Origin of the sequence: Hydrogenophaga sp. R2 (assembly GCF_049843595.1) — a bacterium.
In the GTDB taxonomy this organism is placed as follows: Bacteria; Pseudomonadota; Gammaproteobacteria; order Burkholderiales; family Burkholderiaceae_C; genus Hydrogenophaga.
In genome coordinates this window covers 223,998-248,572 of record NZ_JBBHZN010000003.1, presented here as the reverse complement: position 1 = coordinate 248,572, position 24,575 = coordinate 223,998, and the positions used below count along the sequence as shown (strand labels likewise).

Genomic DNA, 24,575 nt, shown 5'->3' with positions numbered 1-24,575 from the left:
TCCATACACCCGGGCAGTATAGGGACGGGCGGGTCAGGCCTGCTGCAGTCGGAAAACCCGGACCACCGACGCCAGTCGCTCGGCCTGGTCCTTCAGACTCTCGGCAGCGGCGGCGCTCTGCTCCACCAGCGCGGCGTTCTGCTGCGTCATCTGGTCGAGCTGGCTCACGGCCGAGTTGACCTGGCCGATGCCCTGGGACTGGTTCTGCGCGGCGGCGGTGATGTCGCCGATGAAGCTGGACATGCGCTGCGCGTTGTCCACGATCTCGCCGATGGTCTGGCCGGCATGGCTGACCAGGCGCGAGCCTTCGCCCACCTTGGACACGCTGGCATCGATCAGGCCCTTGATCTCCTTGGCCGCCTGCGCGCTGCGCTGCGCCAGGTTGCGCACCTCGCCGGCCACCACCGCAAAGCCACGGCCCTGTTCACCGGCGCGGGCGGCTTCCACCGCCGCGTTGAGCGCCAGGATGTTGGTCTGGAAGGCGATGCCGTCGATGACACCGATGATGTCGCCGATCTTCTGGCTGCTGCGCTGGATGTCGTCCATGGTGGTCACCACCTGGGACACCACCTCGCCACCGCGCGTGGCCACCTGGGCGTTGGCGCGTGCCATGTCGCTGGCCTGGCGGGCGGCTTCGGCGCTCTGCTGCACCGTGTCGTTGATCTGCTCCACGCTGGCCGCCGTTTCCTGCAGGCTGCCGGCCGCCTGTTCGGTGCGGGTGGACAGGTCCTGATTGCCGGTGGCGATCTGGGCGCTGGCGGTGCTGATGCTCTCGGTGGTGCTGCGCACCTCGCCGACGATGCGCGAGAGCGAACCCTGCATGTCGCCCAGGGCCTTGAGCAGCTCGGCCAGCTCGTCGCGGCCGTTCACGACCACCGGACGGGTCAGGTCGCCGCCGGTGATGGCAGTGGCGACTGCCCGGGCTTCGTCCACCGGGCCGCAGATGCTCTGCATGTTGGCCAGCGTGGTCGGCACCACCACCAGCACGGCCACCAGCAGCACGCCGCCGAAGATCCAGAAGATGGTGGTGGCCGTGGCGCGGTCGGCTGCCAGCTGGGCCTCGGCCTCGCTGGCGATGATGGCGGCCACCTTGTCCAGGTTGTCCACCATGGCCTGGTACTCCTGGTGCGCCGGGGCCAGCACGCGGTTGGCCACGGTGGCCGAGTCATAGCCGCCCACTTCCAGCTGGGCAGCCACCGGCTCCATGGCCTTGGCATAGACCGACAGCTGGGCCAGCATCTGCTCGACGATGGCGTTGTCTTCGTCGGCATCGCCTTCGGTCATGCCGCGCAGTTCCTTCTCGGTGCTGGCCAGCGACGCCTTCCACGCCGCAAACGAAGCGCGGACCTTGTCGGACTTTTCGTAGTTGATGATCATGTCGCGCTCGTGGCGACCCAGATCACCGATGGCCACCCGGGCACGGGAGAGCGTGACCGACTCGCTGTAGGCGTGCGCGGCAAAGTGTTCGTTGCCCGCCTGCAGGCGGGCCATGCCCCAGAGGCCGGCGCTGCCGATGACGGCGAGCAGGGCCAGCACCACGCCGATGGCGCCCAGCATGCGGGTGCGGATGGAAAACTGGCGCATCAAGGCTTGCATGGGAACCCTCCTGGATGAATCGGGGGCAACAGGATCAGAAGCTTTCCCACTCGCCTTCGGCCGACGCCGAGGCGGTGGTCGCCGGGGCCGGGCTCGGAGCGGGGCGTGCGGGTGCCGATGCGGCGCGCGGCGCGGCGGGCTGTGTTGCGGCAGGCTTGGCGGTCGGCTTGATGGCCGGCTGGTGAGCCGTCGGCGTCTTCGGTGCCACAGGGGCCACAGGGGCCGCGGCTGCGCTCACCGACGCCAGCGCGGTGGCCGACGGATCCAGGCGGAACACCTGCACCACCTCGGCCAGCTTGCGGGCCTGGTCCTTCAGGCTCTCGGCCGCGGCTGCGCTCTCTTCCACCAGCGCCGCGTTCTGCTGCGTCATCTGGTCGAGCTGGGCCACCGCCGTGTTCACCTGGCCGATGCCGTCGCTCTGCTCGCCCGCGGCTGCCGTGATCTCGCCGATGATGTCGCTCACCCGCTGCACCGAGCCCACGATCTCGCTCATGGTGTTGCCCGCATCGGCCACCAGCTTGCTGCCAGCCTCCACACGGTCCACGCTCGCGCCGATCAGGCCCTTGATCTCCTTGGCCGCCTGCGCGCTGCGCTGCGCCAGGTTGCGCACCTCGCCGGCCACCACCGCAAAGCCACGGCCCTGCTCACCGGCGCGGGCGGCTTCCACCGCCGCGTTGAGCGCCAGGATGTTGGTCTGGAAGGCGATGCCGTCGATGACACCGATGATGTCGTTGATCTTCTTGCTGCTGTGGTTGATCTCGTCCATGGTGGTGACCACCTGGGCCACCACCTCGCCACCACGGGCGGCGATCTCGGCCGCGCTGGCGGCGAGCTGGTTGGCCTGGCGGGCCGCATCGGCGCTCTGGCGCACGGTGCTGGTGAGCTCCTCCATCGAGGCCGCGGTTTCTTCCAGGTTGCTCGCGGTCTGCTCGGTGCGGCTGGAGAGGTCCTGGTTGCCGGTGGCAATCTCCACCGACGCCGTGCCGATGCTGTCGGTCGCCTGGCGGACCTGGCTGACGGTCTTGACCAGTGCCACCTTCATGGACTCCAGGGCCTTGAGCAGATCGCCCAGTTCGTCCTGACGGCGGGTGTGGATGGGGCGGGTGAGGTCACCCTGCGCCACGGCGCTGGCCACCTCCACCGCTTCCTGCACCGGTTGGGTGACGGAGCGGGTGATGCGCCAGGCCAGCACCATGGCCAGCACCACGGCGGCCACGGTCAGCGAGACCAGCAGCATGACCTGGCGCTGGATGGTGGCCTCGGACTTGGCCACAGCGGCCACCACCAGTTCACGTTCGTACGCCTGCAGGCTGGCCATCAGGTCGATGTAGCGGTTGGAGGCCGGCACCAGCGCCTTGCCCAGCATCTCGTCGGCCGCCGGGGATTCGCCCGCCTTGAGCAGGTCGAAGTAGTTCTTGCGCACACCGATGTATTCGGTGCGGGCTGCCGAGATCTGCTTGAGCAGGTCGCGGCCCTTCTCGCTGGTGATCTCCTCGTCCAGGGTCTTCTGCAGCTCGTTGATGCGTTTGGTGGTGTCCGCGATCATCGGCTTGAAGTACTCGTCCACGCGCGGGTTGTTGCCCGACTTGGCCATGGCCATGACGCGGTTGATGTTGAGCCGGGTGCTGGAGAGCCACTCATCGGTCACGCTGGAGCGGTTCTCCATGGTGACCACCATGCGGGTGGCGTCGCGCGACGCCTGCAGGCTGGTCCAGGCCAGCGCGGTCAGCGCCACCAGCAGCACCAGCACGCTGGCAAAGCCGAGGGTCAGGCGCTGCCCGATCTTGAGGCGGTCGAAAAACATGGTGGTCTCCCTGGAAGGTTCAGAAGCTTTCCCACTCGCCCTCGGCCGTGGCCGGGGCTGCAGCGGGTGCCGGCACCGCAGCGGGCGTGGCCCTTGCAGTGGCGGCGGGGGCCTTGGCCGGCGGCCGGGCGGCCGGGGCAGGGCTGGGGGAAGCGGCACGGGGTGCCGCGGTGGATGCCCGAACGGGTTTCGGGGTGGTCACGGGGGCGGGCGCGCGGGCCGGTGCCATCGACGGCATGCCGCCAGCAGCATCACCGGTGCGGAAGTGGCTGATCAGTTCGGCCAGCTTGCGGGCCTGATCCTTCAGGCTCTCGGCCGCGGCTGCGCTCTCTTCCACCAGCGCCGCGTTCTGCTGCGTCATCTGGTCGAGCTGGGCCACCGCCGTGTTCACCTGACCGATGCCGTCGCTCTGCTCGCCCGCGGCTGCCGTGATCTCGCCGATGATGTCGCTCACCCGCTGCACCGAGCCCACGATCTCGCTCATGGTGTTGCCCGCATCGGCCACCAGCTTGCTGCCAGCCTCCACACGGTCCACGCTCGCGCCGATCAGGCCCTTGATCTCCTTGGCCGCCTGCGCGCTGCGCTGCGCCAGGTTGCGCACCTCGCCGGCCACCACCGCAAAGCCACGGCCCTGCTCACCGGCGCGGGCGGCTTCCACCGCCGCGTTGAGCGCCAGGATGTTGGTCTGGAAGGCGATGCCGTCGATGACACCGATGATGTCGTTGATCTTCTTGCTGCTGTGGTTGATCTCGTCCATGGTGGTGACCACCTGGGCCACCACCTCGCCACCACGGGCGGCGATCTCGGCCGCGCTGGCGGCGAGCTGGTTGGCCTGGCGGGCCGCATCGGCGCTCTGGCGCACGGTGCTGGTGAGCTCCTCCATCGAGGCCGCGGTTTCTTCCAGGTTGCTCGCGGTCTGCTCGGTGCGGCTGGAGAGGTCCTGGTTGCCGGTGGCAATCTCCACCGACGCCGTGCCGATGCTGTCGCTGGCCTGGCGCAGCTCACGCATCATGGTCAGGAAACGCTGGCGCATGGATTCGACCTCGCGCACCAGGCCACCGATCTCGTCGGTGCGCTGGCTGGCAAACGGTCGGGTCAGATCGCCCTGGGCCACGGTGGTCACGGCCGAGGTCAGCTCGGACAGCGGCTGGCTCACGTTGCGGCGCACCAGCCAGAACAGGCCGGCACCCAGCACCAGGGTGGCGGTGGCCAGCATGCCCCAGAAGGCATACATGGTGTTCCAGAAGGAGGCCATGGCTTCGGTGTCGGACACCTCGGACACCACCCACCACGAACCGGCCTTGGACTGCTGCTTGGCGGCCCAGGGCTTGCTGATCGAGGGGTTGAACAGCGGCGCGGCATCCAGCACGAACACTTCCTCGCCGGCACGCAGCTGGTCCAGGAAGGGCGCTGCACCCGGGTTGACTTCCAGCACCTTCTTGCCGGCGGCGGTCGGGTGCGACACGAACACGGCTTCCTCGTTGCTGGCCTTGGGATCGATGACGTAGGTGCCGCCGCTCTCGAAGAAGCGGGCGTCGGCCACCAGGACATCCAGCGATTTCTGGAAATCGCTCAGATCGAAACCGATGAACAGGATGCCCACCACCGCGCCGCCACCGTCCTTGACGGCCTCGTAATGCGTCATGTAGGGCTTGCCGAAGAGCGTGGCGCGACCGGTGTAGGTCTTGCCATCCATCATGAGCGGGTAGGCGGGATGGTTGCGGGCCAGGTTGGTGCCCACGGCGCGGTCACCGTTTTCCTTTTTCAGCGAGGTGCTGATGCGCTCGAAGTCGTCGCCCTTGCGCATGAAGATGGTGGCCACGCCGCCATTGGTCTTGCTGAAGAGATCGACCTCGGCAAAGTCGTTGTTGAGCGCCGCACCAAAGCTCTTGAGCTGGCCACCGGCCTTGTCCAGATCGAAGGTGGCGGCGAACTTCTGGCGGAACGGCCGGTAGGCGCGGTCGGTCATCATGCGCGCGGTGGCGTCGAAGCCGTCCACCGAATCGGCCACCGAACGGGCTTTCTCGGAGGCCATCATCACCCGTTGTTCTCGTGAGCTTTTCTCCACGGCCAGTGACATGGCGCCGCTGAGGATGGCCAGGACGACGGCCAGCATGGCCACAGCCAGGAGGGCAACCCGGCGCGCGACCGAGGTGGTCGGGGTGGTGGTCGGATTCATGGTGGTGATCAGAAAAGGAAGAAAGGCGGGATGGCGGGAGACGTCACTGCACGGTCTGGCTGTCCATCAGGCCCATGTCGCTGCTCGACATGAGGGCCTCGATGTCCATGAGGATCAGCATGCGTTCGCCGACGCTGGCGATGCCGGTGATGAAGCTGGTGTCCACCGAGGTGTTCATCTCGGGCGAGGGCTTGATCACGTCGCCGGCGAGTTCCAGCACGTCGGACACCGAGTCCACCACGGCACCGACCACGCGGCCGTGCACGTTGAGCACGATCACCACGGTGAAACCGTTGTATTCCACCTTGTCGCAACCCAGCTTGATGCGCAGGTCCACCACCGGGACGATGACGCCACGCAGGTTGACCACGCCCTTGATGAAGGACGGCGCATTGGCGATGCGGGTGGGCTCTTCGTAGGAGCGGATCTCCTGCACCCGCAGGATGTCGATGCCGTACTCCTCGCCGCCCAGGCGGAAGGTCAGGAATTCGGCGCTGGCCGGCTGGGCCGCAGAGCGGGCGCCGTCCTGGCGGGCGAGGTGGGTGGCTTCGTTGCGCATGTCCATGGTGGTGTCCTCGGTGAAGGGAATGTCAGGTCACTGCAATATCGGTCGACCTGTCCACTCCTGAAGGGCGAAATAGCAAGCCCTTGAGGCACCATTACCTGCCTGAACACCGTTCAGGCTGTCGCGCTGATTACCAAAGTACACAGAGCGTCTCTGGGATCATCCGGCCATGAGCACACAGCCCCGCACCCCCGAGCCCGGCCCGGTCCATCTGGCCGCCACACCCAGCATCGACGCCGACCACCCTGCCGTGCAGGCCTTTGCCCGGCAGCACCGGCGTGGCAGCACGGTGCGGGAACAGGCGGTGTCGCTGGTGCATGCGGTGCGCGACGAGGTGCGCTACGACCCCTACCGCATCGACCTGTCGCCCACCGGCATGCGGGCCAGCACCTGCCTCGAACAGGGCTACGGGTGGTGCGTGCCCAAGGCGGTGCTGATGGCCGCCGTGGCGCGGGCCGCCGGCATCCCGGCGCGGCTGGGCTTTGCCGACGTGCGCAACCACATGTCGACCGAGAAGCTGCGCCGCACCATGGGCACCGACGTGTTCGTCTGGCACGGCTACACCGAGCTGTGGATCGACGGCGCCTGGCGCAAGGCCACGCCGGCGTTCAACCTGTCGCTGTGCGAGAAATTCGGCCTGCTGCCGCTGGACTTCGACGGGGTGAACGACTCGCTCTACCACCCGTTCGACAAGGCCGGGCAGAAGCACATGGAGTATGTGAACGAGCGCGGCAGCTTCGACGACCTGCCGCTGCAGGCGCTCACCGAGACCTTCCGCACCACCTACCCGCAGCTGGCGTCGGGCGTGGGCATCGAAGGCGATTTCGGGCAGGACGGCGCGGCCGAGCGCCGCGACTGACCCGCCCCGATCAGCGCGATCAGGCCGAGAAGCGGAACACCGCCGTGCTGGCCAGCAGGTTGGGCAGCAGGCGCACTTCCTCGCCTTCGTGCAGGCCATAGCTGTCGTCGATGCGCAGGCCGCAGCTGCGCGCCAGCACCTCGAAATCGGCGTGCGTGCCGACCCGGATGTTGGGGGTGTCGTACCACTGGTAGGGCAGCCGCTTGGTCACCGGCATGCGCCCCTGCAGCACCGCCAGCCGGTTGGGCCAGTGGGCAAAGTTGGGGAAGGCCACCACGCCCATGCGGCCCACACGCGCGGTCTCGCGCAGCATCACCTCGGCATTGCGCAGGTGCTGCAGCGTGTCGATCTGCAGCACCACATCGAAGGCCTTGTCGCCGAACACCGCCAGGCCGTCCTCCAGGTTGAACTGCAGCACGTTCACGCCACGGCGCATGCAGGCCTGCACCTTGGCATCGTCCAGCTCCACGCCGTAACCGGTGCAGCCCCGGGTGGACTGCAGGTGGTCGAGCAGGGCGCCGTCACCGCAGCCCAGATCGAGCACCCGCGAACCCGGCGGCACCAGGCGGGCAATGCTCTCCATCACACGGCGCTCGCTCATGCCCGGCCTCCCGTGGCCTGGGCCACTGTCTGTTCAAAGTAGGTGCGCACGGCGGCGTGGTAACGCGGATCGTCCAGCAGGAAGGCGTCGTGGCCATGGGGCGCATCGATCTCGGCATAGCTCACGTCGCGCCGGTTCTCCAGCAGCGCCTTGACGATCTCGCGGCTGCGCGCCGGCGAGAAGCGCCAGTCGGTGGTGAAGCTCACCAGCAGAAACTTCGCGGTGGCGCGGGCCAGTGCGCGGCTGAGGTTGCCGTCATGCGCGCGGGCCGGGTCGAAGTAGTCCAGCGCGCGGGTGATCAGCAGGTAAGTGTTGGCGTCGAAGTACTCGCTGAACTTGTCGCCCTGGTGGCGCAAGTAGCTCTCGATCTGGAACTCGACGTCCTGAGTGGAGTACCTGTACCCCCATGCTCCGCCCTGTTCCAGGTCGGCTGGCTTGAGCGCCCGGCCGAACTTGGCGTTCATCACGTCGTCGCTCAGGTAGGTGATGTGGCCGATCATGCGGGCAATGCGAAGGCCGCGCCGGGGCAGCGTGCCATGCGCCAGGTAGTGGCCGCCGTGGAAGTCGGGGTCGGTGACGATGGCGCGGCGGGCCACCTCGTTGAAGGCGATGTTCTCGGCCGTGAGGTTGGGCGCGCTGGCCACCACCACCGCGTGCCGCACCCGCTCGGGGTACTGCAGCGTCCAGCTCAGGGTCTGCATGCCGCCCAGGCTGCCGCCCATGACGGCCGCCAGCGTTTCGATGCCCATGGCATCGAGCAGCCGCGCCTGCGCATTCACCCAGTCTTCCACCGTGACCACGGGGAAGTCGGCGCCCCAGGGCTGGCCGGTCGCCGGGTTGGTGTGGGTCGGGCCGGTGGAGCCGAAGCACGAACCCAGGTTGTTCACGCCGATGACGAACCAGCGGTCGGTGTCCACCGGCTTGCCCGGGCCGATCATGTTGTGCCACCAGCCCTCGCTGCGCGGCAGCGGCTGGCCGCTGGCGTCGGCATGCAGACCGGCCACATGGTGGGAGGCATTGAGGGCATGGCACACCAGCACCGCGTTGGAGCGGTCGGCGTTGAGCGTGCCGTAGGTTTCCACCACCAGCTCGTAAGCCGGCAGCACCGCACCGCTCTGCAGCGGCAACGGGGTGTCGAAGCGGAAGGTCTGGGGCGTGACGATCAAGCGATCCACCCTGCCAGGCAGGGCCCTGAATGAAGAATCCCGGCACCGCCATGGTTCAAAGGCGAGACCGGGAATCCCCCCTTTAGCGGCATTTTTAAAGCGCCCGCAATCCGGACAAATCGGCGCGGGGCCAAGTATACGCACCGGGGCCGGCGGCGCCTGCGCGGGCCCGGGCGGTCAGGGTGTTGTAAGCGCGCATCGGGCCTCGGCGGGGCTTGCACATCCTGAAAAATAAAGCCTTGTTTTCAGCCGTTGCGCGCATAATGGCCGAGCAAGCCCCTGCCGGGCTTGTGGTTCAAGTGATCGGTCGGTTTCGCGCGCTACAGCTACAGGTTTGTGTGCATCGGGGCTCCATCGCTACTTTTCTTTTGTTTCTAGGAGTCCCACAGATGGGCAACAAACTGTACGTCGGCAACCTGCCTTATTCGGTCCGTGACGAAGACCTGAACCAGGCCTTCGGCCAGTTCGGTTCGGTCAACAGCGCCAAGGTCATGATGGAGCGCGACACCGGCCGTTCCAAAGGTTTCGGCTTCGTCGAAATGGGCAGCGATGCCGAAGCACAGGCCGCCATCGAAGGCATGAACGGCCAGTCCCTGGGCGGCCGTAGCCTGGTGGTCAACGAAGCCCGTCCGATGGAAGCCCGCCCGCCGCGCACCGGTGGTGGTGGCTTCGGCGGTGGCCGCAGCGGTGGCGGCGGCTATGGCGGTGGTGGCAACGACGGCGGTTTCCGCAGCCCCTACGGCGGCGGTGGCCGTCGTGACGGCGGCGGCGGTGGCCGCGGCGGCTACTGATCGGCCCAGCCCCTCACTGAAAACCCCGGCGCGAAAGCGCCGGGGTTTTTTGTTGTCTGCGCCTCAGCGCTCGCTCTGGCGGTGCTTGCGTGGGCGTCCGGCCAGCAGGCGGTCGAACAGCGGGATGGGCAACACGCGCAGCAGGCGCGCCACCCAGCCCATCTGCCACGGAATCACCCGCCAGGCCGCACCCGCCTCGATGGCGGCATGCGCCCGGTCGGCAAAGGCCTCCACCGGCATCAGGAAGGGCATGCTGTACCGGTTGCGCCGCGTCAGCGGGGTGTCCACATAACCGGGAACCAGGGTCACGACCTTCACGCCGCTGCCCCGCAGCTCGCCGCGCAGGCTCTCGGCATAGGCGACCACGGCGGCCTTGCTGGCGCAGTAGGCGCCGTGGCCGGGCAGCCCCCGGATGGCGGCCACGCTGGCCACCGCCACCAGCCGGCCGCTGCCGCGCTGGCGCATGCCGTCGACGAAGGGGTGAAAGGTGGCGGCCATGCCGGTGTTGTTGACCGCAAAGGTGCGCGCCATCACGTCGACGTCCTCGCGTTCGCCGGTGTCCATCCCGATGCTGATGCCGGCATTGGCCACCACCACATCGGGCAGGCCCATCTGGGCGATGCAGGCCTGGCCGGCGGCGACGATGCTGTCGATGTCGGCCACATCGGCGCCGAAGATGCCGCAGCGCCGGGCGTCCAGCCCCTGCGCATCGGCCCAGGCCCGCAGTTCGTCGGTGCGCCGGGCCACCAGGGCCAGCCGGTACCCGGCCCGGGCAAAACGGGCCGCCAGGGCCTGACCGATGCCGCTGGAGGCGCCGGTGATGAAGACCAGGGGAGCAGAGCGGGGGTCGGAGGTCATGGCGGGCTGGGGTTGCGGCCGGGCGGGGCCAGTTCGACACGCACCCGGCCGGTGAAGTCGGCCACGCGCTGGTCGTCGCGGTAATCCAGGGTGGCGGCCTCCAGCCGGTCGTTGCCGCGCCGCAGCACCACCGGCAGGTCGGAGACCACCCGGTCGGGCTGGAGGAAGATCTTCAGGCGCTCGCCGTTGAACTGCAGCCGGGGCCGGGCCACGCCGTCCTTGCCGGTGCCGGCCTCACGCACCACCTGGGCATTGCCCTCCAGCAGGAATTCGGTGTTGTCGCTGTTGGTGGTCACCCGCCGCGCCGTGGCCAGCGTGATGAGGCCCTGGTCGTCGATGCGGCGGATGCGGGCATTGTCGATTTCCACGCGGTCGTCGGACGGGTGGTGGCGGGCTTCGGTGCCGGCCACCTCGGAGCGCAGCGTGCCGCCCGGATCGAACGACTTGACCGAGAAGCGGCGCATGAAATAGTCAGGCTCGCTGCTCACCGGCCGGGCCTCCGGAGCCTCGACAAAGGCTGGCGTGGCCCGCAGCAACCAGTAGGAGGCCAATGCCAGCACACCCATGAGCAGGACCGGCAGGTAAATGGAGACCGTGTCCCACCACGGGGCCTTACGGCGCCGGGGGGCCGGGCCGGACGTGGCCGGGTCCAGGCCGGGCAGGATGTCGTCGAGGGGTTCGTCGGGCGTCACCGCAGGGCCGCCTCCAGCTCGCGGGTGTAGTGGCCGCTGGCCAGCAGCAGCAGGTCGCAGAGCTCCCGCACGGCGCCGGCACCCGCACCACGCTGGCTGACCCAGTGGGCCCGGGCGCGCACCTCGGGGTGGGCCTCGGGCGGGGCGGCGGCAAAGGCCGCGCGGGTCAGCAGGGGCAGATCGGGCCAGTCGTCGCCCATGGCGGCAGCCGCGTCCCAGCCCAGGCCCAGCGATTGCAGGATGGCCTGCGCGGCGGGCGCCTTGTCTTCGGTGCCCAGGCGCAGGTGGGTGATGCCCAGGGCCTGCAGGCGCATGCGCAGGGCCGCCGAATCGCGACCGCTGACCACCGCCGGGGTGATGCCGGCCCGCTGCAGCAGCTTCAGGCCGTGGCCGTCGAGGGTGTGGAAGCGCTTGAGGGTCTCGCCGGCCTCGCTGAAGTACAGGCCGCCGTCGGTGAGCACGCCGTCCACGTCGAGCAGCAGCACCTTGACGGGCTGGGCGCGCAACAGGACCTCGGGGGAGAAGCTCGGCACCGGGTTCATCAGATCACCTTGGCCCGCATCAGGTCGTTGCTGTTGAGCGCGCCCACCAGCAACCCGGCGGCATCGACCACCAGCAGGCTGTTGATGCGGCGCTCTTCCATCAGGCGGGCGGCCTCCACCGCCAGCGACTGCGCGGCCACCGTGGCGGGCCGGGGGTTCATGACCTCGGCGGCGCTGAGCTGGCGCAGGTCCTGGGCGCTGCCGGTGCGCTCGATCAGGCGGCGCAGGTCGCCGTCGGTGAATACGCCCTGGGCGCGGCCGTCCGGCCCGACCACGGCGCACAGGCCCAGGCCCTTGGCGCTGATCTCGCGCATCAGGTCCATCAACGGGGTCCCGGGTGCCACGCGCGGCACGGCATCGCCCTGGCGCATGACGTCGGCCACATGGGTGAGCAGACGCCGCCCCAGGGCACCGCCCGGGTGGGAGCGGGCGAAGTCGTCGGCGCGGAAGCCGCGGGCATCCAGCAGGGCCACGGCCAGGGCATCACCCAGCGCGAGCTGCGCGGTGGTGCTGGCGGTGGGCGCCAGGTTGTGCGGGCAGGCCTCGCGCGCCACGGCGGTGTCCAGCACCCAGTCGGCATGGCGGGCCAGGGACGAATCGCTGCGGCCGGTGAAGGCCACCAGCGGCACGCCCATGCGCTTGATCAGGGGCAGCAGCACGGTGAGCTCGTCGCTCTCGCCGCTGTTGCTGATGGCCAGCACCACGTCCTGCGGCGTGACCATGCCCAGGTCGCCATGGCTGGCTTCGGCCGGGTGCACGAACTGCGCCGGCGTGCCGGTGGAGGCCAGGGTGGCGGCGAGCTTGCGGCCGATGTGACCGCTCTTGCCCATGCCCATGACCACCACCCGCCCCTGGCAGGCGAGCAGGCACTGCAGGGCGCCGGTGAAGGCAGCGTCCAGCCGCGTGGCCAGCGCCTGCACCGCCTCGGCCTCGATCTGCAAGGTGTCGCGGGCCAGGGCGAGGGCGCGTCCGGCGTCGAATGCCACGGGAAAAGTCATGCGCGGATTATCGCTGCGGGGTCGGCGGCTAACATCGCCCGATGACATCGCTGGACATCACCCTGCTCTACCTGCTGGCCGCCGTGCTGGGGGTGGTGGCCTGCCGCAGCCTCAAGCTGCCACCCATGCTGGGCTATCTGGTGGTGGGCGTGCTGATCGGCCCGAATGCGCTGGCCATTGCCCAGGACTCCAAGGGCATCCGCTACCTGGCCGAGTTCGGCGTGGTGTTCCTGATGTTCGTCATCGGCCTCGAGTTCAGCCTGCCCAAGCTGCGGGCCATGCGCCGCCATGTGTTCGGCCTGGGGCTGTCGCAGGTGGTGCTGACCGTGCTGATCACCACCGCCGCCTCGCTGGCGCTGGCCCTGCTGCTGCCGCAGTGGTGGACCATCTCCTGGCAGAGCGCGCTGGCCCTGGGCGGCGTGATGGCCATGAGCAGCACCGCCATCGTCATCAAGCTGGTGGCCGAACGGCTGGAGCTGGAATCCGAACACGGCAAGCGGGTGCTGGGCATCCTGCTGTTCCAGGACCTGGCCGTGGTGCCGCTGCTGGTGGTGATTCCGGCGCTGGCCGCCGAGCCGGAGCAGCTGCTGCCCGCACTGGGCCTGGCCGTCTTCAAGGCCACGGTGCTGCTGGGCCTGCTGCTCACCGGCGGGCAGCGGCTGATGCGCTGGTGGCTCACGCTGGTGGCCCGGCGCAAGAGCGAAGAGCTGTTCATGCTCAACCTGCTGCTCATCACGCTGGGCCTGGCCTGGCTGACCGAGCACGCCGGGCTGTCGCTGGCCCTGGGCGCCTTCGTGGCCGGCATGCTGATTTCCGAGACGGAATACAAGCACCAGGTGGAGACCGACATCCGGCCCTTCCACGATGTGCTGCTGGGCCTGTTCTTCATCACCATCGGCATGATGCTGGACTGGCGCCTGGTGCTGGAGCGCTGGCCGCTGGTGCTGCTGTTGCTGCTGGCGTCCATGGCCTTCAAGGTGACGCTGATCACGGCGCTCACCCGGGCCTTCGGCGCGCCCACCGGGGTGGCCCTGCGCACCGGCCTGTACCTGGCCCAGGCCGGCGAGTTCGGCCTGGTGCTGCTGAGCCTGTCGGGCCAGAACGGGCTGATCCCGCCGCAGCTGTTCAACCCCATCCTGGCCAGCATGGTGATCTCCATGATCGCCACGCCCTTCGTGATCCTGTACGCCAACACGGTGGTCACGCGGCTGGTGGGCAGCGACTGGCTGATGCAGTCGGTGCAGATGACCAGCATCGCCCGCAAGGCCATCAATGCCCACAAGCACGTGATCATCTGCGGCTACGGCCGCTGCGGCCAGAACCTGGCCCGGCTGCTGGAGGCCGAAGGCATCCCCTACATGGCGCTCGACCTCGACCCCGACCGGGTGCGCCAGGCCGCTGCCGCCGGCCATTCGGTGGTGTTCGGCGATGCCGCACGGCTACAGGCGCTGATGGCCGCCGGCCTGCACCGGGCCAGTGCGCTGGTCATCACCTACAACGACAGTCCGAGCGCGCTCAAGGTCCTGCACCACACCCGCGAGCAGGCGCCCCAGGTACCGGTGGTGGTGCGCACCGTGGACGATGCCGACCTGGACCGCCTGCGCCAGGCCGGCGCCACCGAAGTAGTGCCCGAGGCCATCGAGGCCAGCCTCATGCTCACCAGCCATGCCCTGGCCCTGGTGGGCGTACCGATGCGCCGGGTGATCCGCGTGGTGCAGGAGCAGCGCGAGGCCCGCTACAACCTGCTGCGGGGCTACTTCCACGGTGCCGACGACGATGCCGAAGACGCCGGCGAGCAGGTGCGCCTGAACACCGTCACCCTGCCCGGCGCCAGCCGCCATGTCGGCCGGCCGCTGGAAGCGCTCGCACTCGACGCCATCGGCGTGCGGGTGGTGAGCCTGCGGCGGGCCAGCGGGCGGTCTGCCACGGTGGAGGACACCACCCTGGTCGAGGGTGGCGACACCCTGGTGCTGCAGGGCAAGGCCGCCGCGCTGGCGCTGGCCGAGGACAAGCTGCTGGGCAGCTGAGGCTGCGGGGGCGGCCGACCCCGGAATTGTCCGAGTCGCGTCGCGGGCCTTTGCCCGCCCCTTACGCTGCCGGCTTTTCACCCCCCGGAGACAACCCCATGGATCGACGCCTTTTCCTCGGTGCCGGCATTGCCGGCGCGACCACGCTGACCTTCACCTCGGTGTTCTCGCAGAACGCGCCCGACCTGGGCACGCCCACCCTGCCCAGCCCGGGATTCCGCAAGACCATGGTCGGGGACATCGAGGTGATCGCCATCAACGACGGCGCCTTGCGCCGCCCCCTGGGTGACGAGTTCGTGCGCAATGCACCGCTGGAGCAGGTCAAGGCCCTGCTGGCCTCGCAGAGCCTGCCCACCGCCTATGTGGACATCCCCTTCACGCCCTACCTGATCGTGGCCGGTGGCCAGCGCTTCCTGATCGACACCGGCTTCGCCGACAACGGCCCGGCCACCACCGGCCGCCTGCGCGCCAACATGGCCGCCGCCGGTCACAAGCCCGAAGACATCGACCATGTCATCCTCAGCCACTTCCATGGCGACCACATCAACGGCCTGTTCGCCAAGGACGGCTCGGCGGTGTTCCCCAAGGCCAAGGTGCACGTGCCGGCGCCCGAGTTCGCGTTCTGGATGGACGACGCCAAGATGAACGCCGCACCGCCCGCAGCCAAAGGCGCCTTCGAGAACGCCCGCCGCGTGATGGGCAAGATCGCGGCCGACAAGCTGGTCAAGTTCGAGCCGGGCGCCGAGCTGGCCCCGGGCATCCGTTCGCTGGCCGCCTTCGGCCACACCCCGGGCATGAGCGTGTTCAACGTCAGCTCCAAGGGCCAGTCGTTCATGTATGTGGCCGACGTGACCAACGTGCCGTCCCTGTTCGCCCGCAGCCCCGACTGGGCCGTGACCTTCGACATGGACGCCGACATGGCCCGCGCCACCCGCCGCCGCCTGTTCGACCAGCTGGTGAAGGACAAGACCATGATGGGCGGCTTCCACTTCCCGTTCCCGGCGCTGGGCACCCTGGAACTGGCCGGCAGCGGTTACCAGTTCAAGCCCCTGGCCTGAGCCGGCGGGGATACCCCCGGGGGCGGCGGATAATCCGGCCATGGATACCGCCGCCTACCTCCGCGCCCACATCCGCACCGTGCCCGACTGGCCGGCGCCGGGTGTGCAGTTCCGCGATATCACGCCCCTGCTGCAGGACCCCAAGGTCTTCCGGGTGCTCATCGATGCCTTCGTGCACCGCTACATGGACCCCGCGCTGCGCCCCAGCGTGGTGGCCGGACTGGACGCACGCGGCTTCATCATCGGTTCGGTGCTGGCCTACGAGCTGGGCGTGGGCTTCGTGCCCATCCGCAAGAAGGGCAAGCTGCCCTTCACCACGGTCGAAGAGACCTACGAGCTGGAGTACGGCAGCGCCACGGTGGAGCTGCACACCGACGCGGTGAAGCCGGGCGACCGGGTGGTGCTGATCGACGACCTGATCGCCACCGGCGGCACCATGATGGCCGGGCGCCGCCTGCTGGAAAAGCTGGGAGCCGAAGTGACCGAGGGTGCGGCCATCGTCGACCTGCCCGAACTCGGCGGCTCGGGGAAGCTGCGCGCCAGCGGCCTCAAGCTGTTCACCCTGCTCGATTTCGCCGGCCACTGAGCGCGGCCGGCACCGGCTCAGAGCTTGCCGTACTGGGTCTCGCTCAGGGCGGCAAAGTCGCTGACCACGTCGGTGGGCTGCACCGGCGTGTCTCTGGCCTGGCGATAGGCCTGGGCCGGCGGCGCCTGCAGGGCCTGGCGGAAAGCCTCCACCTCGGCCTCGGTCACCGGCTGTCCGGCCTGCGGGCGCTCGGGCTGCGGGGGACGCGGAATGGCCGTGTCACGGGCGGTCTCCTGGGGCGCCTCACGGGCCAATTCGGCTTCGCGCCGGGTCTGCGCCGCCACCGACGCCCGCAGGGCCGTGCCCACGCGTTCGGGTGCCGCACGGCGGCGCCAGTAGACCGAGCGCACCTCCATGGCATGCCGGCTCTGGGCGCTGCGCTGGATCCAGCGCTCGATCTCCAGCAGGTATTCGTCGGGCAGGTCCTTGGCGCCCAGGGCCAGGTCGATCAGCACCAGAAAGCTGTCGCCGTTGGCGTCGGTGGACAGCACCTTGAAGCTGTAGCTGGTGGACAGCACGCCCCCCCGGATCAGCGACTCGCGGATCACCGTGAACAGCTGCTCCCGCCGCAGGATGCGCCGGCCACGGCGCGGGGAGATCAGGGGCAGGGTGGTGTTGCGGATGGCCTGACGGGCCTTGGCCAGCGTGCTGTCGCCGTCCGAGGGCTTGCGTCCGAACCACCAGTTCTTGAATGACATGGGCAGGGCGATCATGTGGGAGGGTGGGCGGTCAGGTGACGGCCACCCGTTTGGGCTTGTTGTACATGCGGCGGGCCAGCACGGCCGACATGGCCACCGTGAGCTCGAGGGCGATCTCCGGGGCGCGGGTGCACAGCTCGCGAAAACGCAGCGGGGTCAGGCACCAGAGGCGGCAGTCGCTGCCGGCACTGACCGTGGCGCTGCGCGGCAGGTGAGAAAAGAAGGCGCCTTCACCGAGCAGCGAACCTTCGCCCACCACGGCAATGCGGATGCGGTCGTGGCTGTCCTCGTAGTGCACGGTCAGGGTGCCGCTTTCCACCAGGTAGACGGTGCGGTCCTTCACACCCTGCTCGATCAGGGGCTGGCCCTGGCGCAGCATGACCGGCTGCAGATACCCGGCCAGGGTGTTCCATTGGGTTTCGGACAGGTTGAGCGGCAGGGCGTCCAGCGCGTTGCTCTGCCGCATGGCAGCGGCCAGCGCCTTGATGTCGGCTCGCGCGGAAGGGACGGTAATCACACTCATGCCCCCGAGTTGACCGCGAGGTGACCAACGGCGCAAGTGTGCGATGGATCACGCTTACGGTTGATTACAGATTCACTCCGGACGGCTGACGAACGGCCCCGGACGGTGGGGCAAGGCCTACTTGCCGATGCAGAAGCGCGAAAAGATGACGCCCAGCAGGTCGTCGGCGGTGAATTCACCCGTGATGTCGCCCAGGGCGTGCTGGGCCAGCCGCAGCTCCTCGGCCAGCAGGTCCAGGGCATCGGCCGAACCATCCAGCCACGTGGTGGCCGCCTCCAGGTGGGTCTGCACCCGGTGCAGGGCCTGCAGATGCCGTTCCCGGGCCATGAACAGGCCGTCGCCGGCCCGCTCCCAGCCGGCCAGCTGCAGCAGGCGCTGGCGCAGGGCTTCCAGGCCGTCACCCTGACGGGCCGACAGGGCCAGCGCATCGGCCGGCACGGCGGCGCCCGGTCGCTGGTCCAGCTTGTTCCACACGTGCAGCAGCGGCACGCCGGCGGGCAGGTCGGCGGCAATGGCCGCGTCGGCCGCCTGGTAGCCGGGGTCATCGGTGCGGGTGAGGTCGTGCAGGAACAGCACCACATCGGCCTGGCGGATGCGGCCCCAGGCGCGCTCGATGCCGATGCGCTCGACCTCGTCCACCTCCGGGCTGTCGCGCAGGCCGGCGGTGTCCACCACGTGCAGCGGCACGCCCTCGATCTGGATGGTCTGCTGCACCACGTCGCGGGTGGTGCCGGCCACCGGCGTGACGATGGCCAGCTCGGCCCCGGCCAGGGCATTGAGCAGCGAGCTCTTGCCGGCGTTGGGCTGGCCGGCAATCACCACCTGCAGACCGTCGCGCAGCAGCGCCCCCTGGCGCGCCTCGCCCAGCACGGTGGCCAGCGACGCCTGCAGGCGCTGCAGCTGCCCGCTGGCGTCGGCCTTCTGCAGGAAATCGATCTCTTCTTCGGGGAAGTCCAGCGTGGCCTCCACCAGCATGCGCAGGTTGACCAGCGCATCGCGCAGGCCGTGGATGCGCTCGGAGAAGGCCCCCGCCAACGAACGCGAGGCACTGCGCGCCGCCGCCTCGGTGCTGGCGTCGATCAGATCGGCCACCGCCTCGGCCTGCGCCAGATCGAGCTTGTCGTTCAGGAAGGCGCGCTCGGTGAACTCGCCGGCCCGCGCCAGCCGCAGCCCCGGCAGGCTGCCCTGCGCCGCCACCTCGAGGCAGCGCGCCAGCAGCAGCTGGAGCACCACCGGCCCGCCATGGCCCTGGAGTTCCAGCACGTCCTCACCGGTGTAGGAATGCGGCCCCGGAAACCACAGCGACAGCCCATGGTCGATCGGCTCACCCGCCGCATCGCGCCATGGCCCATAGGTGGCCTCGCGCGGCCTGAGCTCCCGCCCCACCAGCGCCTTCACAAACGGCAGCAACCCCTTGCCCGACACCCGCACCATGCCCACAGCGCCGCGACCGGGCGCCGTGGCGATGGCAATGATGGGTTCTGAAGCAGAGGAGAGCATGAACAGACGGTGGAGCGCCAACCAATGCCCCGAGGGGTGCCGAGGGTCCGGCTCCGCCGGCCCAAGGGCACCGTCCCCCCTCCCAGGGGGGAAGCCGCGTCAGCGGCGCAGGGGGGTCACTTGAACTTGGGCATGTTGAACTTCAACGGCACCCCCATGCGGCTGTTGATGTGCGCCTGCTGGGCGATCGTCAGCACGTTGTTGGTAATCCAGTACAGCACCAGGCCGGACGGGAAGAAGAAGAACATGACCGAGAAGATGAGGGGCATCATCCACATCAGCTTGGCCTGCAGCGGATCCGGCGGCAGCGGGTTGAGCGCGGTCTGGATCAGGGTGGTCACGGCCATGACCAGCGGCAGGATGTAGAACGGATCGGGCGAGGACAGGTCGCTGATCCAGCCCAGCCACGGGGCGTTGCGCATCTCCACGCTGGACAGCAGCACCCAGTACAGGGCGATGAACACCGGAATCTGGATGAGGATGGGGAAGCAGCCACCCAGCGGGTTGACCTTCTCTTCCTTGTACATCTTCATCATTTCCATCTGCATCTGCTGCGGGTTGTTCTTCAGACGCTCCCGCATTTCCATGATGCGCGGGTTGATGGCCTTCATCTTGGCCATGCTGCGGTAGGCGCTGGCATTGAGCCAGTAGAAGGCGGCCTTGATCAGCACCACCAGCAGCACGATGGCCCAGCCCCAGTTGCCCACGAAGCTGTGGATCTTCTCCATCAGCCAGTACAGCGGCTTGGCCAGGATGGTCAGCCAGCCGTAGTCCTTGACCAGCACCAGACCCGGGGCGATGGTCTCCAGCACCTTCTCTTCCTGCGGGCCCACGAACAGGCGGGCCTGGCTGGTCTCGCGCTGACCGGGAGCGATCTCGGGCAGGCGCACGATGCTGCCGACCGAGAACAGGTTGCTGTCGACCGCGCGCACGAAGTTCTCGCGCGCCACACCGTCGGCCAGCAGCCAGGCGGTGGCGAAGTAGTGCTGGACCATGGCGATGTAACCATCGCTGGTGGTCTTGACGAAGTTGGCCTTGTTGGCGGTGATGTCCTTGAACTCGACCTTCTGGTACTTCTGCTCGGCGGTGAAGACGGCCGGGCCGGTGAAGGTGGAATAGAACGGGGTCTCGCTGTCGAGCTTGCTGCCGTCGCGCACCAGCTGCACATACAGCTGCGGGCTGACCGGCGCGGTGCCGGTGTTGACGACCTCGTGGCGCACGTCGATGACGTAAGAGCCGCGCTTGAGGGTGTAGGTCTTGACCAGCTTGACGCCACCCACATCGGCCGACTCGAACACCACGTCCAGGCTGTCCTGGCCGTCGGCCAGCGCGGTGGGCGAACCCACCAGGGTCATGGGGGTCTTGTGGGTGGGGAAGCTGCCACCGATCAGGCCGGTCTGGGCCACGTAGGTGTGCTTGGCGTCCTGGGTGAGCAGGGTGAAGGGGCTGTCGTCGGGCGTCTTGCTCTGGCGGGTGGACTGGCGGTGGGCCAGCAGGTCGGCACCGATCAGGGCGCCACCTTCGCTGCTGAAGGTCAGGACCATGCGGTCGGTGCGCACCTCGTGGCGGGTGGCGGCCGCATCGGGTGCGGCTGCCGGGGCATTGCCGGCCGGGGCCAACGCGGCCGAAGGCGCTGGCGCTGCGCCGGTGCCCGGGGCATTGCCGGCAGCCGGGGCGGTGGCCGCGGGCGGCGTGGCGCCCGGGAAGAACGTGGCGGGCTTGCCGTTGTGGATCTGCCACTTGTCCCAGATCAGGACCATGGACAGACCAAACACCACCCACAGGATGGACCGACGGATGTCATTCATGACGGGTTCTTCTTTGCACGAGAGGAGGAAAGGAGGCCGGTGAACAGACCCTGGGGCTGCTCGGGCACCGGATCGACGCCGCCCTGGCACCACGGATGGCAACGCACCAGACGGCGGGCCGCCAGCCAGCTGCCGCCAGCGGCGCCATGGCGCTCCAGGGCTCCCAGGGCATAGGCCGAACAGGTCGGCGCGAAGCGGCAGTGGCTGCCCAGCCAGGGGCTCAGCAGCAGCCGGTAGCCGCGCACCAGGCCCATCAGGATCTGTCGAGGCAGATCAGCCCACATGGGAAGGGTTCCCCGTGGCCACCTGCAGACCGGCACGCGACCAGAGCTGCTGCAGCTCGGCGCGCACTGCGCGCTTGAGCACATCGGAGCTGGCGCTGACGAACTGGTCGCGGCTGAAACCGGCGCGCAGCCGCACCACATGCACCGAGGCCGGCAGCTGGCCGGTCAACGGGCGGACCGATTCATAGATCTGGCGCCGGATGGCATTGCGGGTCACGGCCCGCCTGGCCCAGCGTTTGGGCAGCACGACGCCCAGCCACGGCGCGGTGACCGGGAAGAGGGGTCGGCCGGCGGCTGCATGGGCCGCACCGGACGGTCCGTCGACCGGGCTGCGGTGCAGCACGAAGTGGGCGGTCCTGGCCACGGGTGATCCCGCCATGGCAACCTGAAACTGCTGCCGGGAGCGCAGGCGCTGGATCGGCAGGGCCGAGGCCTGTTCCCGGGGTTCGGCCGTGTGCTCGGGCACCGGCGTTCCAGGAGCGTTCAGGGGGTCGGACTCAGACCGACAGACGCTTGCGGCCCTTGGCGCGGCGTGCGTTGATCACGGCACGGCCACCACGGGTCTTCATGCGCACGAGGAAGCCGTGGGTGCGGGCGCGGCGGATCTTGGAGGGCTGGTAAGTGCGTTTCATGATGGGTGGGTAAGAATCGGGGAAACCCGCAATTATCGCCAGAAAGCCCGTCGGCCGGCAAGTTCGGGTGCACAGACCCTGTGCGACCCGGGTCTGCCACGGGTGTAACCCGGGTTGTGGATAACTGATCGGCGTCGGTAGAATCCGCGCCCTGGCCCGAGCCCTTTGTCCACAACAACAACTCCCGATTTCTCCGCATGACCGAGGGCTTCGCCTCCGATTCCGACCTGCCTGAGGCCCACAGCCTGTGGGCGGCCTGCCTGGACCAGCTGGCCCAGGACATCCCCGAACAGCAGTTCAACACCTGGATCCGCCCGCTGGTGGCCCAGGTGAGCGACGACCGCCGCAAGGTGGTGGTGTCGGTCGCCAACCGCTTCAAGATGGACTGGATCCGCGCCCAGTACGCCACCCGCATCAGCGCCGCCCTGGAGGCCCTGGCCGGCGAGAAGGTGGCGCTGGAGTTGGCGCTTGCTCCGCGCGAAGGTCCCAGCCGCACGATGCCGGCGCCCCGCAGCATGCAGGATCAGCTGCTGGCCGAGCTGCCGGATGTGGCCCCAGCCGAACCGGCCGCGCCCAGCGGCACCCGCAACCGCCTGAACCCGGCGCTGACCTTCGCCACGCTGGTGGAAGGCTCGGCCAACCGCATGGCACGGGCCGCGGCCATGCATGTGGCCGGCAGCCTGGGCCAGCTCTACAACCCGCTGTTCATCTACGGCGGCGTGGGCCTGGGCAAGACCCACCTGGTGCACGCCATCGGCAACCACCTGCTGAGCGAGCGGCCGCAGGCCAAAGTTCTCTACATCCACGCCGAGCAGTTCGTGTCGGATGTGGTCAAGTCCTACCAGCGCAAGACCTTCGACGAGTTCAAGGAGCGTTACCACTCGCTGGACCTGCTGCTGATCGACGATGTGCAGTTCTTTGCCAACAAGGAGCGCACGCAGGAGGAGTTCTTCAACGCCTTCGAGGCGCTGCTGGCCAAGAAGAGCCACATCGTGCTGACCAGCGACACCTACCCCAAGGGCCTGGCGGACATCCACGAGCGGCTGGTCTCGCGCTTCGACTCGGGGCTGACGGTGGCCATCGAGCCACCCGAGCTGGAGATGCGGGTGGCCATCCTGATCAACAAGGCGGCGGTGGAGCACGCCGTCATGCCCGAGGAAGTGGCCTTCTTCGTGGCCAAGAACGTGCGCTCCAACGTGCGGGAACTGGAAGGCGCGCTGCGCAAGATCCTGGCCTATTCGCGCTTCAACCAGCGCGAGATCTCGATCCAGCTGGCCCGCGACGCCCTGAAGGACCTGCTGTCCATCCAGAACCGCCAGATCAGCGTGGAGAACATCCAGAAGACGGTGGCCGACTTCTACAAAATCAAGGTCGCGGACATGTATTCCAAGAAGCGGCCGGCCAGCATCGCCCGGCCGCGGCAGATTGCCATGTTCCTGGCCAAGGAGCTGACCCAGAAGAGCCTGCCGGAGATCGGCGAGCTGTTCGGCGGCCGTGACCACACCACGGTGCTGCATGCGGTGCGCAAGATCGCCGCCGAACGGCAGCAGAACACCGAACTCAACCAGCAGCTGCACGTCCTCGAACAAACCCTCAAGGGGTGAGGCGGGAAAGCCCCCTCAAACCAGCGAAAATAAACACGGTTCAACCCTGTCGAAAGAGTCGTTCATGATCGTTTTCAAATCGACCCAGGACAAAGTCCTGGCTGCCCTGCAGTCGGTGGCCGGCATCGTGGAGCGCCGCCACACGCTGCCCATTCTGGCCAACGTGCTGCTGCGCAAGACCGGCTCGGCCGTGCAGCTGACCACCAGCGACCTGGAAATCCAGATCCGCACCACCGCCGCCCTGGACGGTGACGACGGCAGCTTTGCCACCACGCTGGGCGCCCGCAAGCTCATCGACATCCTGCGCACCATGCCGGGCGACCAGACGGTGAGCCTGGAATCGAGCGCGGGCAAGCTGGTGCTCAAGGGCGGCAAGAGCCGCTTCACCCTGCAGAGCCTGCCGGCCGAAGACTTCCCGCTGGTGCAGGAATCGGCCAGCTTCGGCCCGGTGTTCAGCGTGCCCCAGAAGACGCTCAAGGGCCTGCTGGGCCAGGTGTCGTTTGCCATGGCGGTGCACGACATCCGCTACTACCTCAACGGCATCCTGTTCGTGGCCGAAGGCCGCCAGCTCAGCCTGGTGGCCACCGACGGCCACCGCCTGGCCTTTGCCAGCGCCACGCTGGACGTGGACGTGCCCAAGCAGGAAGTCATCCTGCCGCGCAAGACGGTGCTGGAGCTGCAGCGCCTGCTGTCCGACAAAGAAGGCGCCATCGAGATGCAGTTCGCGGCCAACCAGGCCAAGTTCAGCTTTGATGGCATGGAGTTCGTCACCAAGCTGGTCGAGGGCAAGTTCCCCGACTACAACCGCGTGATTCCCAAGAACCACAAGAACATCGTCACCCTGGGCCGCCAGCCGCTGCTCTCCAGCCTGCAGCGCACCGCCATCATGACCAGCGAGAAGTTCAAGGGAGTGCGCCTGAACATCGAAGCCGGCACCCTGCGCGTGGCCTCCAGCAACGCCGAGCAGGAAGAGGCGGTGGACGAGCTCGACATCGACTACGCCGGCCCCGAGATCGAGATCGGCTTCAACGTGACCTACCTGATCGACGCGCTGCAGAACATGTCGCAGGAGATGGTCCGCATCGAACTGTCGGACGGCAACAGCTCCGCGCTGGTGACCAACCCCGACGACAACGCCTTCAAGTACGTCGTGATGCCCATGCGCATCTGACCGCACCCCGCCAGCCTGCCCCGAGCCCGACCC

Annotated in this window: 24 protein-coding genes and 1 riboswitch; of the genes, 7 read left to right on the top strand and 17 right to left on the bottom strand. The window is 68.5% G+C overall.

Translation table 11 applies throughout. The features are described from left to right. Positions 1-33: 33 nt before the first annotated feature. From WD026_RS12510 to WD026_RS12495, 4 genes are read right to left on the bottom strand one after another with little or no spacing between them, the layout of a single operon-like run. Entirely contained in the window at positions 34-1,596 is a 1,563-nt protein-coding gene (locus WD026_RS12510) for a methyl-accepting chemotaxis protein (protein ID WP_425723988.1), read from the bottom strand. A gap of 34 nt (positions 1,597-1,630) precedes the next feature. After that, on the bottom strand, positions 1,631-3,400 hold the full coding sequence (locus WD026_RS12505; RefSeq protein ID WP_425723987.1) for a methyl-accepting chemotaxis protein: 1,770 nt from the start codon (positions 3,398-3,400) through the stop codon (positions 1,631-1,633). A gap of 19 nt (positions 3,401-3,419) precedes the next feature. Further along, on the bottom strand, positions 3,420-5,579 hold the full coding sequence (locus tag WD026_RS12500; RefSeq protein ID WP_425723986.1) for a methyl-accepting chemotaxis protein: 2,160 nt from the start codon (positions 5,577-5,579) through the stop codon (positions 3,420-3,422). 43 nt (positions 5,580-5,622) lie between these two features. Beyond that, on the bottom strand, positions 5,623-6,144 hold the full coding sequence (locus tag WD026_RS12495) for a chemotaxis protein CheW (protein WP_086121735.1): 522 nt from the start codon (positions 6,142-6,144) through the stop codon (positions 5,623-5,625). A 169-nt stretch (positions 6,145-6,313) separates the two neighbouring features. On the opposite strand from WD026_RS12495, the gene WD026_RS12490 reads away from it, so the two are divergent. Continuing rightward, entirely contained in the window at positions 6,314-7,003 is a 690-nt protein-coding gene (locus tag WD026_RS12490; protein WP_425723985.1) for a transglutaminase-like domain-containing protein, read from the top strand. 19 nt (positions 7,004-7,022) lie between these two features. Here WD026_RS12490 and metW read toward each other — a convergent pair whose 3' ends face one another. Together metW and metX are read right to left on the bottom strand one after the other, a co-directional pair. Continuing rightward, the gene (gene metW, locus WD026_RS12485) at positions 7,023-7,604 is read right to left on the bottom strand and encodes a methionine biosynthesis protein MetW (protein ID WP_425723984.1); all 582 of its coding nucleotides are present in this window, start codon (positions 7,602-7,604) and stop codon (positions 7,023-7,025) included. Beyond that, the gene (gene metX, locus WD026_RS12480; RefSeq protein WP_425723983.1) at positions 7,601-8,770 is read right to left on the bottom strand and encodes a homoserine O-succinyltransferase MetX; all 1,170 of its coding nucleotides are present in this window, start codon (positions 8,768-8,770) and stop codon (positions 7,601-7,603) included. The genes metW and metX overlap by 4 nt, the downstream gene beginning before the upstream one ends. Positions 8,771-8,832: 62 nt before the next feature. Continuing rightward, positions 8,833-8,906, bottom strand: a riboswitch (SAM riboswitch). A gap of 253 nt (positions 8,907-9,159) precedes the next feature. On the opposite strand from metX, the gene WD026_RS12475 reads away from it, so the two are divergent. Continuing rightward, positions 9,160-9,561 (top strand): RNA recognition motif domain-containing protein, encoded by a 402-nt coding sequence (locus WD026_RS12475; protein WP_425723982.1) that lies wholly within the window; start codon positions 9,160-9,162, stop codon positions 9,559-9,561. Positions 9,562-9,624: 63 nt separating this feature from the next. Here WD026_RS12475 and WD026_RS12470 read toward each other — a convergent pair whose 3' ends face one another. Genes WD026_RS12470 through WD026_RS12455 form a run of 4 tightly spaced genes read right to left on the bottom strand, consistent with a single transcriptional unit; the run spans position 9,625 to position 12,651 of the window. Further along, positions 9,625-10,419 carry an SDR family oxidoreductase gene (locus WD026_RS12470; protein ID WP_425723981.1) on the bottom strand — a complete coding sequence of 265 codons (795 nt, stop codon included), beginning with the start codon at positions 10,417-10,419 and terminating at the stop codon, positions 9,625-9,627. Then, positions 10,416-11,111, bottom strand: a complete 696-nt coding sequence (lptC, locus tag WD026_RS12465; protein WP_425723980.1) for an LPS export ABC transporter periplasmic protein LptC — start codon at positions 11,109-11,111, stop codon at positions 10,416-10,418. Before lptC ends, WD026_RS12470 begins: the two co-directional genes overlap by 4 nt. Continuing rightward, positions 11,108-11,653: a KdsC family phosphatase gene (locus WD026_RS12460; protein WP_425723979.1), complete on the bottom strand. Its 546-nt coding sequence runs from the start codon at positions 11,651-11,653 to the stop codon at positions 11,108-11,110. Before WD026_RS12460 ends, lptC begins: the two co-directional genes overlap by 4 nt. Beyond that, complete coding sequence (locus tag WD026_RS12455) at positions 11,653-12,651, bottom strand: KpsF/GutQ family sugar-phosphate isomerase (protein WP_425723978.1); 999 nt, start codon at positions 12,649-12,651, stop codon at positions 11,653-11,655. Before WD026_RS12455 ends, WD026_RS12460 begins: the two co-directional genes overlap by 1 nt. 41 nt (positions 12,652-12,692) lie before the next feature. Here WD026_RS12455 and WD026_RS12450 point away from each other — a divergent pair, with 41 nt between their 5' ends. From WD026_RS12450 to WD026_RS12440, 3 genes are all read left to right on the top strand, one after another. Further along, the gene (locus tag WD026_RS12450) at positions 12,693-14,678 is read left to right on the top strand and encodes a cation:proton antiporter (RefSeq protein ID WP_425723977.1); all 1,986 of its coding nucleotides are present in this window, start codon (positions 12,693-12,695) and stop codon (positions 14,676-14,678) included. Between the two features lie 98 nt (positions 14,679-14,776). Continuing rightward, entirely contained in the window at positions 14,777-15,736 is a 960-nt protein-coding gene (locus tag WD026_RS12445) for an MBL fold metallo-hydrolase (protein ID WP_425723976.1), read from the top strand. Positions 15,737-15,776: 40 nt separating this feature from the next. Beyond that, positions 15,777-16,322, top strand: coding sequence for an adenine phosphoribosyltransferase (locus tag WD026_RS12440; protein ID WP_425723975.1), 546 nt, complete (start codon positions 15,777-15,779; stop codon positions 16,320-16,322). Between the two features lie 17 nt (positions 16,323-16,339). On the opposite strand, the gene WD026_RS12435 is transcribed toward WD026_RS12440, so the two are convergent. From WD026_RS12435 to rpmH, 7 genes are all read right to left on the bottom strand, one after another. Beyond that, on the bottom strand, positions 16,340-17,020 hold the full coding sequence (locus tag WD026_RS12435; protein WP_425723974.1) for a hypothetical protein: 681 nt from the start codon (positions 17,018-17,020) through the stop codon (positions 16,340-16,342). Between the two features lie 31 nt (positions 17,021-17,051). Beyond that, positions 17,052-17,543 (bottom strand): Crp/Fnr family transcriptional regulator, encoded by a 492-nt coding sequence (locus tag WD026_RS12430; RefSeq protein WP_425723973.1) that lies wholly within the window; start codon positions 17,541-17,543, stop codon positions 17,052-17,054. A 117-nt stretch (positions 17,544-17,660) separates the two neighbouring features. Next, positions 17,661-19,043 carry a tRNA uridine-5-carboxymethylaminomethyl(34) synthesis GTPase MnmE gene (gene mnmE / locus WD026_RS12425; protein ID WP_425723972.1) on the bottom strand — a complete coding sequence of 461 codons (1,383 nt, stop codon included), beginning with the start codon at positions 19,041-19,043 and terminating at the stop codon, positions 17,661-17,663. A gap of 116 nt (positions 19,044-19,159) precedes the next feature. Then, positions 19,160-20,851 (bottom strand): membrane protein insertase YidC, encoded by a 1,692-nt coding sequence (gene yidC, locus WD026_RS12420; protein WP_425723971.1) that lies wholly within the window; start codon positions 20,849-20,851, stop codon positions 19,160-19,162. After that, positions 20,848-21,135 carry a membrane protein insertion efficiency factor YidD gene (gene yidD / locus WD026_RS12415; RefSeq protein ID WP_425723970.1) on the bottom strand — a complete coding sequence of 96 codons (288 nt, stop codon included), beginning with the start codon at positions 21,133-21,135 and terminating at the stop codon, positions 20,848-20,850. The genes yidC and yidD overlap by 4 nt, the downstream gene beginning before the upstream one ends. Then, positions 21,125-21,553 (bottom strand): ribonuclease P protein component, encoded by a 429-nt coding sequence (locus tag WD026_RS12410; protein WP_425724170.1) that lies wholly within the window; start codon positions 21,551-21,553, stop codon positions 21,125-21,127. Before WD026_RS12410 ends, yidD begins: the two co-directional genes overlap by 11 nt. A 79-nt stretch (positions 21,554-21,632) precedes the next feature. Beyond that, positions 21,633-21,767, bottom strand: coding sequence for a 50S ribosomal protein L34 (rpmH, locus tag WD026_RS12405; RefSeq protein ID WP_070399696.1), 135 nt, complete (start codon positions 21,765-21,767; stop codon positions 21,633-21,635). A gap of 197 nt (positions 21,768-21,964) precedes the next feature. Between rpmH and dnaA the strand changes: the two genes are divergently transcribed. Both dnaA and dnaN read left to right on the top strand, forming a co-directional pair. Further along, a complete protein-coding gene (gene dnaA, locus WD026_RS12400) occupies positions 21,965-23,371 on the top strand; it encodes a chromosomal replication initiator protein DnaA (RefSeq protein ID WP_425723969.1) in 1,407 nt (468 codons plus the stop codon). A 64-nt stretch (positions 23,372-23,435) separates the two neighbouring features. Further along, complete coding sequence (gene dnaN, locus WD026_RS12395; RefSeq protein ID WP_425723968.1) at positions 23,436-24,542, top strand: DNA polymerase III subunit beta; 1,107 nt, start codon at positions 23,436-23,438, stop codon at positions 24,540-24,542. The last annotated feature ends 33 nt before the right edge of the window (positions 24,543-24,575 follow it).

Bases quoted from the DNA above. Each gene is read 5' to 3' on its own strand.
- WD026_RS12510 (WP_425723988.1), bottom strand. From the start codon at position 1,596: ATGCAAGCCTTGATGCGCCAGTTTTCCATCCGCACCCGCATGCTGGGC.
- WD026_RS12505 (WP_425723987.1), bottom strand. From the start codon at position 3,400: ATGTTTTTCGACCGCCTCAAGATCGGGCAGCGCCTGACCCTCGGCTTT.
- WD026_RS12500 (WP_425723986.1), bottom strand. From the start codon at position 5,579: ATGAATCCGACCACCACCCCGACCACCTCGGTCGCGCGCCGGGTTGCC.
- WD026_RS12495 (WP_086121735.1), bottom strand. From the start codon at position 6,144: ATGGACATGCGCAACGAAGCCACCCACCTCGCCCGCCAGGACGGCGCC.
- WD026_RS12490 (WP_425723985.1), top strand. From the start codon at position 6,314: ATGAGCACACAGCCCCGCACCCCCGAGCCCGGCCCGGTCCATCTGGCC.
- metW (WP_425723984.1), bottom strand. From the start codon at position 7,604: ATGAGCGAGCGCCGTGTGATGGAGAGCATTGCCCGCCTGGTGCCGCCG.
- WD026_RS12475 (WP_425723982.1), top strand. From the start codon at position 9,160: ATGGGCAACAAACTGTACGTCGGCAACCTGCCTTATTCGGTCCGTGAC.
- WD026_RS12470 (WP_425723981.1), bottom strand. From the start codon at position 10,419: ATGACCTCCGACCCCCGCTCTGCTCCCCTGGTCTTCATCACCGGCGCC.
- WD026_RS12460 (WP_425723979.1), bottom strand. From the start codon at position 11,653: ATGAACCCGGTGCCGAGCTTCTCCCCCGAGGTCCTGTTGCGCGCCCAG.
- WD026_RS12455 (WP_425723978.1), bottom strand. From the start codon at position 12,651: ATGACTTTTCCCGTGGCATTCGACGCCGGACGCGCCCTCGCCCTGGCC.
- WD026_RS12450 (WP_425723977.1), top strand. From the start codon at position 12,693: ATGACATCGCTGGACATCACCCTGCTCTACCTGCTGGCCGCCGTGCTG.
- WD026_RS12445 (WP_425723976.1), top strand. From the start codon at position 14,777: ATGGATCGACGCCTTTTCCTCGGTGCCGGCATTGCCGGCGCGACCACG.
- WD026_RS12440 (WP_425723975.1), top strand. From the start codon at position 15,777: ATGGATACCGCCGCCTACCTCCGCGCCCACATCCGCACCGTGCCCGAC.
- WD026_RS12435 (WP_425723974.1), bottom strand. From the start codon at position 17,020: ATGTCATTCAAGAACTGGTGGTTCGGACGCAAGCCCTCGGACGGCGAC.
- WD026_RS12430 (WP_425723973.1), bottom strand. From the start codon at position 17,543: ATGAGTGTGATTACCGTCCCTTCCGCGCGAGCCGACATCAAGGCGCTG.
- mnmE (WP_425723972.1), bottom strand. From the start codon at position 19,043: ATGCTCTCCTCTGCTTCAGAACCCATCATTGCCATCGCCACGGCGCCC.
- yidC (WP_425723971.1), bottom strand. From the start codon at position 20,851: ATGAATGACATCCGTCGGTCCATCCTGTGGGTGGTGTTTGGTCTGTCC.
- yidD (WP_425723970.1), bottom strand. From the start codon at position 21,135: ATGTGGGCTGATCTGCCTCGACAGATCCTGATGGGCCTGGTGCGCGGC.
- rpmH (WP_070399696.1), bottom strand. From the start codon at position 21,767: ATGAAACGCACTTACCAGCCCTCCAAGATCCGCCGCGCCCGCACCCAC.
- dnaA (WP_425723969.1), top strand. From the start codon at position 21,965: ATGACCGAGGGCTTCGCCTCCGATTCCGACCTGCCTGAGGCCCACAGC.
- dnaN (WP_425723968.1), top strand. From the start codon at position 23,436: ATGATCGTTTTCAAATCGACCCAGGACAAAGTCCTGGCTGCCCTGCAG.